General features: G+C 38.8%; 11 protein-coding genes. 6 read left to right on the plus strand and 5 right to left on the minus strand.

Going from position 1 to position 13,165, the window contains the following annotated elements; genetic code table 11:
- Positions 1 to 28: 28 nt before the first annotated feature.
- Positions 29 to 1,300, minus strand: coding sequence for an extracellular solute-binding protein (locus tag ACLV7Q_RS00755; RefSeq protein WP_218757564.1), 1,272 nt, complete (start codon positions 1,298 to 1,300; stop codon positions 29 to 31).
- A gap of 659 nt (positions 1,301 to 1,959) precedes the next feature.
- Here ACLV7Q_RS00755 and malQ point away from each other — a divergent pair.
- From malQ to ACLV7Q_RS00770, 3 genes are all read left to right on the plus strand, one after another.
- A complete protein-coding gene (malQ, locus tag ACLV7Q_RS00760) occupies positions 1,960 to 3,477 on the plus strand; it encodes a 4-alpha-glucanotransferase (protein WP_172933847.1) in 1,518 nt (505 codons plus the stop codon).
- Between the two features lie 25 nt (positions 3,478 to 3,502).
- Positions 3,503 to 5,761 carry a glycogen/starch/alpha-glucan family phosphorylase gene (glgP, locus tag ACLV7Q_RS00765; RefSeq protein ID WP_050116733.1) on the plus strand — a complete coding sequence of 753 codons (2,259 nt, stop codon included), beginning with the start codon at positions 3,503 to 3,505 and terminating at the stop codon, positions 5,759 to 5,761.
- 218 nt (positions 5,762 to 5,979) lie between these two features.
- Positions 5,980 to 6,186 (plus strand): hypothetical protein, encoded by a 207-nt coding sequence (locus tag ACLV7Q_RS00770; protein ID WP_050116734.1) that lies wholly within the window; start codon positions 5,980 to 5,982, stop codon positions 6,184 to 6,186.
- A 222-nt stretch (positions 6,187 to 6,408) separates the two neighbouring features.
- On the opposite strand, the gene ACLV7Q_RS00775 is transcribed toward ACLV7Q_RS00770, so the two are convergent.
- Positions 6,409 to 7,802, minus strand: a protein-coding gene (locus ACLV7Q_RS00775; RefSeq protein WP_218757565.1) for an IS3 family transposase whose coding sequence is annotated in 2 segments (ribosomal slippage) — positions 6,409 to 7,352 and positions 7,352 to 7,802 — 1,395 coding nt in all. Because the reading frame shifts where the segments join, the coding sequence is not laid out codon by codon here.
- A gap of 100 nt (positions 7,803 to 7,902) precedes the next feature.
- Positions 7,903 to 8,091 carry a hypothetical protein gene (locus ACLV7Q_RS00780; RefSeq protein WP_050116737.1) on the minus strand — a complete coding sequence of 63 codons (189 nt, stop codon included), beginning with the start codon at positions 8,089 to 8,091 and terminating at the stop codon, positions 7,903 to 7,905.
- A gap of 68 nt (positions 8,092 to 8,159) precedes the next feature.
- On the opposite strand from ACLV7Q_RS00780, the gene ACLV7Q_RS00785 reads away from it, so the two are divergent.
- On the plus strand, positions 8,160 to 8,375 hold the full coding sequence (locus ACLV7Q_RS00785; RefSeq protein WP_078375516.1) for a hypothetical protein: 216 nt from the start codon (positions 8,160 to 8,162) through the stop codon (positions 8,373 to 8,375).
- A 105-nt stretch (positions 8,376 to 8,480) separates the two neighbouring features.
- Here the strand turns inward: ACLV7Q_RS00785 and ACLV7Q_RS00790 are convergent, their stop codons facing one another.
- A complete protein-coding gene (locus ACLV7Q_RS00790) occupies positions 8,481 to 9,329 on the minus strand; it encodes a putative RNA methyltransferase (RefSeq protein WP_050116738.1) in 849 nt (282 codons plus the stop codon).
- A 150-nt stretch (positions 9,330 to 9,479) separates the two neighbouring features.
- Here ACLV7Q_RS00790 and ACLV7Q_RS00795 point away from each other — a divergent pair, with 150 nt between their 5' ends.
- Both ACLV7Q_RS00795 and ACLV7Q_RS00800 read left to right on the plus strand, forming a co-directional pair.
- Positions 9,480 to 9,758 carry a DUF6110 family protein gene (locus ACLV7Q_RS00795; protein WP_000910903.1) on the plus strand — a complete coding sequence of 93 codons (279 nt, stop codon included), beginning with the start codon at positions 9,480 to 9,482 and terminating at the stop codon, positions 9,756 to 9,758.
- Between the two features lies 1 nt (position 9,759).
- Positions 9,760 to 11,823 (plus strand): heavy metal translocating P-type ATPase, encoded by a 2,064-nt coding sequence (locus ACLV7Q_RS00800; protein WP_050116739.1) that lies wholly within the window; start codon positions 9,760 to 9,762, stop codon positions 11,821 to 11,823.
- Positions 11,824 to 11,900: 77 nt separating this feature from the next.
- On the opposite strand, the gene tyrS is transcribed toward ACLV7Q_RS00800, so the two are convergent.
- The gene (tyrS, locus tag ACLV7Q_RS00805) at positions 11,901 to 13,157 is read right to left on the minus strand and encodes a tyrosine--tRNA ligase (protein ID WP_050116740.1); all 1,257 of its coding nucleotides are present in this window, start codon (positions 13,155 to 13,157) and stop codon (positions 11,901 to 11,903) included.
- Positions 13,158 to 13,165: the final 8 nt, after the last annotated feature.

The raw sequence follows: 13,165 nt of genomic DNA on the forward strand, positions 1-13,165 counted from the left end.
TGATTTCCACCCCCCTTGAACAAATTTGTTATTCACCAAATTTTTGTTTGATTGTTTCTTTAATCAATGTTACAGCATCGTTAGCAGATGTTTTCGCATCTTTTTGACCACTTACAGCATCAAAGAGCATATTTTTCGCTGGATCCCAAACTGCAGACATTTGAGAGATGTTTGGAATTGGTTGAGCGTTCTTGAACTGTTTGATAACAGCTGTTGTCAACTCATCGTTTTTACCTTCAGCGTATGAACGAGCTTCGGTGTTAGCTGGAATTTCGTTAGTTGCATCGTAGAAGGCTTTTTGTTGTTCAGTTGAAACAAGGAAGTCTACAAATTTTTGAGCGCCTTCAAGGTTCTTAGTGCTTGATGGGATGATCCAAGCTTTACCCCCACCGAACGCTGCATATTCTTTTCCGTTTGGAAGAGTTGGGATAGTAGCAACACCGTAGTTTACTTTAGCATCTTTGAAGGCTTGAGCTTTCCAAGGTCCGTCGATGATAGCAGCTGTTTTACCTTCTTGGAATTGAGTTTGGATTAAGTTTCCAGCACCTTCAGTATCTTGCATACCTTTAGGCCATTTTTCGTACCAAGATTTAGCGTAGTTGATACCTGCGATAGAACCGTCGTTTGCAAGACCGATGTCTTTAGCGTCTTTACCGTTTTGTCCGAATACGTAAGCGCCGTTACCAGCAAGAAGTCCGTATGCATAGTAGAAGTTTGTCCAGTCAGCTAGGAAGGCAGTAGTTTTTCCATCTTCTCCAGCGAAGGCATATTTGCTATCTTTAGCAAGGTTTTCCAAGTCAGCAAATGTTTTTGGAGCATCTTTCACCAAGTCTTTGTTGTAGTACATAACAAGTGACTCGATAACGGCAGGAGCACCGTAAACTTTACCATCAGCAGCGGTTACAAGAGATTTAGTTGTGTCGTCTGTTTTAGCACCATCGCTCAATTTCACTTCTGAAAGTTGGCCGTCAGAACCAAGACTACCTACACGGTCGTATGGAGCCATCATAACGTCAGCAGCTTGACCTGATTGGTTGTCAAGAGAAAGTTTGTCAAGTCCACCAAGTTGGTCACCAGATTTGATGTTAATTGTTGTGCCTGATTGCTCTTTATAAGCTTTGGCAACTGTTTCAGCATAAGCTTTGTATTGGTCTTCAACGTAGAAAGTGAGTTCTTTGGCTTCAGATGAACCAGAATCAGCAGGCTTATCAGCAGTTTTGCTTCCGCAAGCTACCAAAAGCAAGCTAGCAAGTGTAACAGTTCCAAGCACAGCAGTGCTCTTCATGAATTTAGATGACATAGTGTATTCCTCCTAAAGAATAACAAGTTTTATTGACAAGAAAAACGCAAACGTTTTCCTTTATGAGCTTAGTATAGCACAAATAGAAAACGGTTGCAAGTGTTTTTGTTAAAAATTTTAAAAAAATTTTAAGCTTGATTTGATAGCATGATTTTGCTTTTTAATAGAAGAAAAGTGTGAAATAGATAAGAATACAGTATTTTTAATAAAAAATAGATGTAATCTGTCTAAAGAGGGAAATTAGGAGGGCTATCTCCCTGTTTCTAATTCCTATCTATTTTCTATAGACCTTTGTGTCTTCTTGCATATAAATTTAAGTTTTCTAGGGGAGGATTTGCACTTTGTAGACTGTCCCGTGAGGCTCAAACTTTAGGATTAGATAGTTTTAATACTCTTCGAAAATCAAATTCAAACCGCGTCAACGTCGCCTTGCCGTACTCAAGTACAGCCTGCGGCTAGTTTCCTAGTTTGCTCTTTGATTTTCATTGAGTATAAGTTATCTTTGCTAAAATGGGTTAGTCTCCTTAAAAATAATCAAAAAAGTTTTTTTAAAAACGCTTGCAATTATGTTTGAAAAGGAGTATAATTATAAGTAACGCAAACGTTTGCGTCTGCTAAAATACGCAACGTTCCATTATTTTAACACATGAGGTGCTATTATGAAAAAACGTCAAAGTGGTGTGTTGATGCACATCTCTTCTCTCCCAGGAGCCTACGGAATCGGATCATTTGGTCAAAGTGCTTACGACTTCGTTGATTTCTTGGTTCGCACAAAACAACGTTACTGGCAAATCCTTCCATTAGGAACAACTAGTTACGGAGATTCTCCTTACCAGTCTTTCTCAGCCTTCGCAGGAAATACTCATTTTATCGATTTGGATATCTTGGTGGAGCAAGGTTTATTGGAAGCAAGTGACCTTGAAGGAGTTGACTTTGGTAGCGATGCGTCTGAAGTTGACTATGCTAAGATTTACTATGCACGTCGTCCTCTTTTGGAAAAAGCGGTGAAACGTTTCTTTGAAGTCGGAGATGTTAAAGATTTTGAGAAATTTGCTCAAGACAACCAATCATGGCTTGAGCTCTTTGCTGAGTATATGGCTATCAAAGAGCATTTTGACAATCTTGCTTGGACTGAATGGCCAGATGCAGATGCTCGTGCTCGTAAAGCTTCAGCACTTGAAAGCTACCGTGAGCAATTGGCAGACAAATTGGTTTACCACCGTGTGACTCAATACTTCTTCTTCCAACAATGGTTGAAATTGAAAGCTTACGCTAACGACAACCACATCGAAATCGTTGGAGACATGCCAATCTACGTAGCGGAAGATTCAAGCGATATGTGGGCAAATCCACATCTCTTCAAGACAGATGTTAACGGTAAGGCAACTTGCATCGCAGGATGCCCACCAGATGAATTTTCTGCAACTGGTCAGCTTTGGGGTAACCCAATCTATGACTGGGAAGCAATGGATAAAGACGGTTACAAATGGTGGATTGAACGCTTGCGTGAAAGCTTCAAAATCTACGACATCGTTCGTATCGACCACTTCCGCGGCTTCGAATCTTACTGGGAAATCCCTGCTGGTTCCGATACAGCAGCACCTGGTGAGTGGGTGAAAGGTCCGGGCTACAAGCTTTTTGCAGCCGTTAAGGAAGAACTTGGTGAGTTAAACATCATCGCAGAAGACCTTGGTTTCATGACAGACGAAGTTATCGAATTGCGTGAACGTACTGGCTTCCCAGGAATGAAGATTCTTCAATTTGCCTTCAACCCAGAAGACGAAAGCATCGATAGCCCACACTTGGCACCTGCTAACTCAGTTATGTACACAGGAACACACGATAACAATACGGTCCTTGGTTGGTACCGTAACGAGATTGATGATGCAACTCGTGAGTACATGGCTCGTTACACGAACCGTAAAGAGTATGAAACAGTGCCACATGCTATGCTTCGTACAGTCTTTTCATCAGTTAGCTTCATGGCAATTGCAACTATGCAAGATTTGCTAGAATTGGATGAGACAGCTCGTATGAACTTCCCATCTACCCTTGGTGGAAACTGGTCTTGGCGTATGACTGAAGATCAATTGACACCAGCTGTCGAGGAAGGTTTGCTTGACTTGACAACAATCTATCGCCGAATCAATGAAAATTTGGTAGAATTAAAGAAATAATACAATATCAGGAGACATCTTAAACATGTTATCACTACAAGAATTTGTACAAAATCGTTACAATAAAACCATTGCAGAATGTAGCAATGAAGAGCTTTACCTTGCTCTTCTTAACTACAGCAAGCTTGCAAGTAGCCAAAAACCAGTTAACACTGGTAAGAAAAAAGTTTACTACATCTCAGCTGAGTTCTTGATTGGTAAACTCTTGTCAAACAACTTGATCAACCTTGGACTTTACGACGATGTTAAAAAAGAACTTGCAGCTGCAGGTAAAGACTTGATCGAAGTCGAAGAAGTTGAATTGGAACCATCTCTTGGTAATGGTGGTTTGGGACGTTTGGCTGCCTGCTTTATCGACTCAATTGCGACTCTTGGTTTGAATGGTGACGGTGTTGGTCTTAACTACCACTTTGGTCTTTTCCAACAAGTTCTTAAAAACAACCAACAAGAAACAATTCCAAATGCATGGTTGACAGAGCAAAACTGGTTGGTTCGCTCAAGCCGTAGCTACCAAGTACCATTTGCAGATTTTACTTTGACATCAACTCTTTACGATATTGATGTTACTGGTTATGAAACAGCAACTAAAAACCGCTTGCGTTTGTTTGACTTGGATTCAGTTGATTCTTCTATTATTAAAGACGGTATCAGCTTTGACAAGACAGATATCGCTCGCAACTTGACTCTCTTCCTTTACCCAGATGATAGTGACCGTCAAGGTGAATTGCTCCGTATCTTCCAACAATACTTCATGGTTTCAAACGGTGCGCAATTGATCATCGACGAAGCAATCGAAAAAGGAAGCAACTTGCATGACCTTGCTGACTACGCAGTTGTACAAATCAACGATACTCACCCATCAATGGTTATCCCTGAATTGATTCGTCTTTTGACTGCACGTGGTATCGAGCTTGACGAAGCAATCTCAATCGTTCGTAGCATGACTGCCTACACTAACCACACAATCCTTGCTGAAGCCCTTGAAAAATGGCCTCTTGAATTCTTGCAAGAAGTGGTTCCTCACTTGGTACCAATCATTAAAGAATTGGACCGTCGCGTGAAAGCAGAAGTGAAAGATCCAGCTGTTCAAATTATTGACGAGAGCGGACGTGTTCACATGGCTCACATGGATATCCACTACGGATACAGCGTTAACGGGGTAGCAGCACTCCACACTGAAATCTTGAAAAACTCTGAGTTGAAAGCCTTCTACGACCTTTACCCAGAAAAATTCAACAACAAAACAAACGGTATCACTTTCCGTCGTTGGCTCATGCATGCTAACCCAAGCTTGTCTCACTACTTGGATGAGATTCTTGGAGACGGTTGGCACCATGAAGCAGATGAGCTTGAAAAACTTTTGTCTTATGAAGACAAAGCAGCTGTCAAAGAAAAATTGGAAAGCATCAAGGCTCACAACAAACGTAAATTGGCTCGTCACTTGAAAGAACACCAAGGTGTGGAAATCAATCCAAACTCTATCTTTGACATCCAAATCAAACGTCTTCACGAGTACAAACGCCAACAAATGAACGCCTTGTACGTGATCCACAAATACCTTGACATTAAAGCTGGTAACATTCCTGCTCGCCCAATTACAATCTTCTTTGGTGGTAAAGCAGCTCCAGCCTACACAATCGCTCAAGACATTATCCATTTAATCCTTTGCATGTCAGAAGTTATTGCTAATGATCCAGCAGTAGCTCCACACCTGCAAGTAGTTATGGTTGAAAACTACAACGTTACTGCAGCAAGCTTCCTTATCCCAGCATGTGATATCTCAGAACAAATCTCACTTGCTTCTAAAGAAGCTTCAGGTACTGGTAACATGAAATTCATGTTGAACGGAGCTTTGACTCTTGGTACTATGGACGGTGCTAACGTAGAAATCGCTGAGTTGGTTGGCGACGAAAACATTTACATCTTTGGTGAAGATTCAGAAACTGTTATCGACCTTTACGCAAAAGCAGCTTACAAATCAAGCGAATTCTACGCTCGTAAAGCTATCAAACCATTGGTTGACTTCATCGTTAGCGATGCAGTTCTTGCAGCTGGAAACAAAGAGCGCTTGGAACGTCTTTACAATGAATTGATCAACAAAGACTGGTTCATGACTCTTCTTGACTTAGAAGATTACATCAAAGTCAAAGAGCAAATGTTGGCTGACTACGAAGACCGTGACGCATGGTTGGATAAAGTTATCGTTAATATTTCTAAAGCAGGATTCTTCTCATCTGACCGTACAATCGCTCAGTATAACGAAGACATCTGGCACTTGAACTAAGATACAAATTCATACTAATACATTTTGTAAAAAAGCGAGTTTCGATTGAAATTCGCTTTTTTAAATGCTGTGGATTTTGGTTAATTCTGTCTAAAAATAGGGAAATCCTAGATACAGTGAAGGCTTTAAATGCTGGTTTTTACTGTCTTCAGCTTCACATCTCTTGTATTCGCTTACATAAAGTATTATAATATAATTGTAGGAAAGAAGGTGTTTTTATGTGGAAAAAATATTTTTCAAAATATAAATGGACGGATTTATTTTGGATACTATTTGTTATTTTGACCTGCCTCTATATAGGTAACCACGATTTGCTTCCTCTCAATCATCAAGAAATCTCTCTTCGAGGTAGTTTCTGGGGTTTGGTACTGGCCTTATATCACTTATTGTTCATTGATAAGTTTGTTATCTCGAATCGAAAATAAAGATTAGAACTATGCTTGACTGCCTACCTTTATGATTGATTTTTGGGGGAAGATTTTGTCTCTGTTATTTATTATTTTAAATTTATCTATTTTGTACAAGATCTATTCTTTGAGACGGGAGAAATCGAAATACTTGATTTATACGGCCTATATCATATTTGGGGTAAATGTAATATATGGTATTCAATGGCTATTAAAAGAATTGGTTTCAAATATTTCCTCTTAATGTGTATAGAAACTCCAGCGATTTTTGCATAACAAAACGCATAAGATTAAGGATTTAGTTCTGTATTGCACAGGACTGAGTCCTTTTAGTTTTACCTTAATTCGTTTATTGTTGTAGTAATCAATATAGTCTACAATGGCTTGTTCCAATTGCTTAAGCGACTGAAACGACTTCTCATAACCGTAAAACATTTCCGATTTCAAAATCCCAAAGAAGGACTCCATCATACCGTTGTCTGGGCTGTTACCCTTACGTGACATGGATGCTTGAATTCCCTTACCCTCAAGAAACTGATGATAAGAATCGTGTTGGTATTGCCAGCCTTGGTCACTATGGAGAAAGGTATTCTCGTAGCGTTTCTCTGTGAATGCCTGTTCCAACATTGTTTTTACTTGTTCTAAGTTGGGTGAAGTTGAAAGATTATAGGCGATAATTTCGCTATTAAAGCCATCTAAAACTGGTGATAAGTAAAGCTTTTGAGTACTTGCTGGAATGGCAAATTCTGTCACATCTGTGTAGCACTTTTCCATTACTTTAGAGCCTTCAAATTGACGTTGAATGAGATTCTCTGCCTTCTTGCCAACATCTCCTTTATGAGAAGAATATTTTCGTTTCTGTCGCATTTTAGCTTGTAAATTGAGTACTTTCATCAAGCGTTGAACTCTTTTCTGGTTTACCATATAACCACGATTTCTTAGTTCTAAATGAACCCGACGATAACCATAATTTCCCTTGTGTTCGATAAAAATGAATTGAATTTCAGCTTTAAGCTCTCGGTCCTTATCTGGTTTATCTAGCTGTTTCAAGTGATAGTAGTAGGTCGAACGAGCTAGTTTAATGACTTTTAGAAGAATATCTAACGAAAACTCAGTCATTAATTCTTGAACAATTTCTGTCTTTCTTCTTTCTCTTTTTCCTCCTTCAATCGGAGTTCTCTTAACTTTTTTAGGATAGCATTCTCCGCTCTCAGGTACTCATTTTCTGCTTGAAGACGTTCTAATTCTGTTCTCTCTTCAGGTTTCTTTTTTGGCTTACGTCCCATTTTAGGTACTCTCCCTCTTGTTTTCTCAACAATAGTATACCCGTTTTTCCTGTATTGTGCTAGCCAATTAAGAAGTATCGTACGACTTGGGAGGCCGTATTCAAGAGAAACTCTATCTTTAGTCCAGCCTTCATGTATGACTTTATGAATCATTTCTTGTTTTAAATCAGGAGAATAGTAACGATTTTTTCCTTTTTTGACGAACTCTATTCCATAACGATCAATCAATTTAATCATGTACCTAATATTAGAATTGTTTATCCCAAATTTATTTGAAAGCTTCTCTAAGCTATATCCTTGTTTTCTAAGTTCATAGATCTGAACTTTATCATCATAAGTTAACTTCATGATAAAAACACCCCAAAAGTTAGATTTTTTTCTGTCTAACTTTTGGGGTGCAGTTCATTCACTAAATTACCGTTTTTTGTTTGAATTCTATTACTATTAACTACCTATTATTACTAATATTATTACCAACAGTACTAATATTAGTACTAATTACCCTGAGGCCATCGTTTGTAAATTGACCCAAAACGTCAAATCCGTCATAAATTCCTTTATAAATAAAGAGTCCTAAAATTATAGATGAAATAATAATACTTGCACAAATAAAATATGTATGTTTTTTTTCGTTCATAATATCAATCCTCCTTTTTATTTGTATCCGCTTACATTTTATCATATAATGTTATTGTAGTCAAGAAAATGTGCTATTATGTTAAAAAATATTTTTCAAAATATAAATGGACGGATTTATTTTGGATTTTATTTGTTATTTTGATCTGCCTCTATATAGGTAACCATGATTTGTTTCCTCTCAATCATCAAGAAATCTCGCTTCGAGGGAGTTTCTGGGGATCTGTACTTGCCTTATATCAATTGCTATTTATTGATAAATTTATTATTTCGAATCGAAAATAAATGGAGAAGCTAAAAGCTTTAAATGTTTTAGACTTTTGGGATAGATAGTTTAAAAATTGAAATTTAAAACCGCAGATCTTCTTGAAATGCGGTTTTTTGTGTCAATTATAGTACTTTCCCAACCAGAATCTCTGCCTCAATGGTAATCTCTGTCAGTTGGCTCCAGTCAATCTTGGTCTGGTCAACGTGAAAGAGGAGAGGAGTCATACTGAGTAAGGCTTGGAGTTGTTCTGCTGTGATAGTCTTAGTCAGAGAGGCAGTTTGACTAGATAGGATGGTAAAGTGTTCTTGGAAATGATTTTTGATGTCTTGATTAGAGTAATCCTTGTTTGTCAGCTGGTTCTGTACCTTCTGACGGATTTCCTTGAGGTGATTTTCAGTTGGGATAACCTTTATCAAGATACCGTCTTTGGATAAAACGCGACGAAATTCTCCATAGTTGGCAGGTGAGAAGATATCAAGCAAGATATCCATGCTGGCGTCTTTTATAGGAAGACGAGCTAAGTCACCAACGAACCAATTGACTGCCCAGTTGGGTTCGCTCTTGGCAGCGATTTGGACGGAATCTTTGGAGATGTCAAAGGCATAGAAAGTTTTTTCAGAGTGACTTTCTTGTAGTTTGCGAGAATAGAAACCTTCACCACAACCGATATCCAAAATTGTTGTGGTAGTTTTTGAGCTTGCAAGCAAGTCAGATACAGCATCTAAGATAGCTTGGTAAAAACCGGCTTCTAGGATTTGTTGGCGGTTTTGAAAGTTTTCCTTGTCGTAGTTGTCAGATTGCTTAATTTGAGGTGCCAGATTGACATAGCCAAATTTAGCCAAGTCAAAAGAATGCCGATTCTCACATTTAAGACTAGATTCTACCAAGGCCAAATTTTCTTGACAGATAGGACAGGCAAAAGCACTAGCAGAAGCAAAACGCTGGAGTTTGGGTTTGAGATTTGTATTCATAGTTTAAGTGTATCAAAAGAGGCAAATGAAAGCAACTTTAGGATGATTTGTAATAAAATTAAATAGTAGTATCATTACTTTTCAAAGTGCCAAAATTAAATTGCTTTTATATCCAAAATGTTATATAATAATGATAAGGAGGAAATAAGTATGTTAAAAGAAGTATTAAGCGTCGCAAAAGTTGCGAAAAAATCATCACTCTTTTTGGGTGGTGTCGCATTTGGTACCCTTGGTTTGAAAATCTTGGCAAGTAAGGAAGCTAAAAAAGGTTATTCTAAAGCCTTGGCTAAGGCTTACAAGTTGAAAGACGAGCTAGATGCATCTGTTTCTGTTGTGAAACAACATGGAGACGATGTCTTGCAAGATGCCAAATATTTGTACGAGCAAGAGAAAAAAGAAGAGCAATTAGATAGCCTTATAGGAGAATAATATGTCTTTTAAAGTGCTACATAGAGGATACCAACATATCCGACTATCATCTTCTTTTTCACTTACCTTGGATATTCAAGACTATCTTCGTTCCTTGGCGAGAGATGAAAAGGGGATTGAGTCTATCCAGTTTTACATGGATCAACAGCACTTTACTCTACGCATAAAAGAAGGCTTTTCTGTATTAGATAATGCAGAAGCCTTTTTAAAAAGAATTGATAAAGGGAAAGTTTCTGAGTTGATGACTCTTCCCATTCGTAGAGAAGAGAGTGCTTATTCTATTGTTTCAGGTGCAGCGATTAAGCGTATGATTTTTCGTAGTTTTGTGCCGTATCCTATTCGCTATATATGGACTTGTTATCAGGCTTTTGGCTATATTAGAGAAGCCTATCAAACACTAGCGCGTAAGGAACTAACGATGGAAGTCTTGGACTGTTCGGCGATTTTATTGTCCTTGTTTATGAACCAATCCAAGACGGCAAGTAATATCATGTTTATGCTTGATTTGGGGAATCATTTAGATCAGTGGTCCTTGAAAAAAACTGCAACAGATTTAGAACAGAGTCTTCTTGCAAAAGAGAGCGATGTATTCTTAGTGCAGGGCGATACGGTCGTTAGTATCAAGAGTTCCGATGTTCAAATAGGAGATGTCTTGGTCCTATCTCAAGGAAATGAAATTCTGTTTGATGGACAAGTGGTTTCAGGTTTAGGTATGGTCAACGAAAGTTCCTTGACGGGAGAGAGTTTTCCAGTTGAAAAAAGAGAGTCTGATTTGGTTTGTGCAAATACAGTATTAGAAACTGGAGAGTTACGCATTCGTGTAACCGATAATCAGATGAACAGCCGTATTTTACAACTGATTGAGTTGATGAAGAAATCTGAAGAAAACAAGAAAACGAAACAACGCTATTTCATCAAGATGGCGGACAAGGTCGTCAAATATAATTTCTTGGGGGCTGGTCTGACTTACCTATTGACAGGTTCTTTTTCTAAGGCTATTTCTTTTCTATTAGTCGATTTCTCCTGCTCTTTGAAAATCTCTACTCCTGTAGCTTATTTGACAGCTATCAAGGAGGGGTTGAATCGTGAAATGGTGATTAAGGATGGGGATGTTCTGGAGAAATATCTGGAAGTTGATACTTTCTTGTTTGATAAGACGGGAACAATCACAACTAGTTATCCTATAGTTGAAAAGGTGTTACCTTTTGGGGACTATAGTGAGGAAGATATTCTCAGAATCAGTGCCTGTCTTGAGGAACACATTTATCATCCTATTGCTAATGCCATCGTCAAGCAAGCTGAGATAGAGGGGATTGAACATGAGGAAATGCATGGGAAACTTCAATATATCGCAAGCAAGGGAATCAAATCTCATATAGATGACCAACCAGTTCTTATTGGAAATTATGTCTTGATGCAGGATGAGCAGATTCATATCAGTTCAGAACAAAATGCTTTAATTGAAGAGTACAAGAGTCACTACAATCTCTTATTCTTGGCTTATCAGAATGAATTGATTGGAATGTTCTGCATTCATACTCCTTTGAGAAAAGAAGCAAAAGCAGCCTTGGAGAAACTTAAGGCACAAGGGAAAAAATTGATTCTGGCAACAGGGGACACCTTGGTTAGGACAGAGGAATTAGTCAAAGATTTGCCCTTTGATCAGGTTTATACAGATTTGAAACCTGATGGGAAATTTGAGTTAGTAGAGGAACTGCAGAAAGCAGGTCACACTATTTTGATGGTTGGGGATGGGTTGAATGACTCAGCTGCTCTAACCCTATCAGATATCGGTGTGGTGATGAATGAGAGTGCAGATATTTCTAAGCAGATGAGTGATATCTTATTGTTAGATAATCGTTTGGATTTCTTCCAAGAGTTGGATTGGCTATCATCATCTTTGCAAACACTCATCAAGAAGAATATTCAAGATACTGTTGTCGTAAATAGTAGTTTGATTGGCTTTGGCTTATTTAATTGGCTCAGTCCTTCAAATCTCTCTATCTTACATAATCTAACAACCTTGCGCATTGTACTGCGTAGCCTGTCTATTAAAAATAGATAGATGAGAGTTATCAACAACAAAAAGGAGTTACCTTTCTCGAGGTTAACTCCTTTTTTTATAGGTAAATGTTGAACAGTTTAGTAAGTCAATACAAAGTATTTTTTCTTTCCACGACGAATAACAGTCAGTTCGTTTTCTAACTTATCTGCGTCACTCAAGACATAGTCAAGGTCTTGGATGCGATCGCCGTTGACGTAGATAGCTCCGTTTTGGACGTCTTCACGGGCTTGGCGTTTTGAGTTAACTACACCAGATGAGACGAGCAGTTCCACGATATTGTGGTTTTCGTCTGCCTGAACTTGGTAGTTTGGTACACCACGAAGTCCTTGTTTGAGCTCTTTGACAGAAAGGTTTTTGATGTTTCCTGCAAAGAGTTGTTCAGTGATGTTGAGGGCTTCTTTGTAAGCTTCTTCGCCGTGAACAAGTGTGACAACTTCACGAGCCAAGACTTTTTGAGCCAAGCGTTCGTGTGGAGCCGATTCAAATTGTTTGCGGATGTCTTCAATCTCATCAAGTGACAAGAAAGTAAAGATTTTCAAGAAGCGAACAGCGTCAGCGTCCATAACGTTCATCCAGAATTGGTACATTTCGTATGGAGAAGTCTTTTCAGGATTGAGCCAGACTGCGTTTCCTTCTGATTTACCAAATTTCTTACCAGTTGCATCGGTAATCAGTGGAACAGTGATAACGTGACCAGTTTTGTCAGCCTTACGACGAAGCAATTCAGTACCAGCTGTCATATTTCCCCACTGGTCAGAACCACCGATTTGAAGAGTGACATTATGGTCTTGGTTAAGGACGAAGAAGTCGTACCCTTGCATGATTTGGTAAGCGAACTCAGTGTAAGAAATTCCTGTTTCAATTCGTTTTTTCACAGATTCCTTGCTCATCATGTAGTTGACAGTGAAGTATTTTCCGATATCACGGAGGAAGTCAATGAAGCTGATGCTGCCAAACCAGTCGTAGTTGTTGACCATGACAGCCTTGTTTTCGCCATTTTCAAAATCAAGAAAACGAGAAAGTTGTCCTTGGATAGACTTGACCCAGCCATCTACTGTGTCTTTTGTTTGGAGACTACGTTCAGCATCTTTGAAGGACGGATCTCCGATGAGACCTGTAGCACCGCCAACGAGCGCATAAGGTTTGTGACCTGCTAGTTGCAAGCGACGACTTGTCAAGATTGCGACAAGGTGGCCTAGGTGAAGGCTGTCAGCAGTTGGATCGTAGCCAGTATAATAAGAAACTTGACCTTCTTCTAGGGCTTTACGCAAAGCTTCTTCATCAGTCGTTTGAAAAATCAAACCACGCTCTTTTAGCTCATCAAAAATGTGCATGTGTCTTT

The sequence above is a fragment of the Streptococcus mitis genome (assembly GCF_965111725.1).
GTDB classification, from domain to species: Bacteria; Bacillota; Bacilli; order Lactobacillales; family Streptococcaceae; genus Streptococcus; species Streptococcus mitis_DV.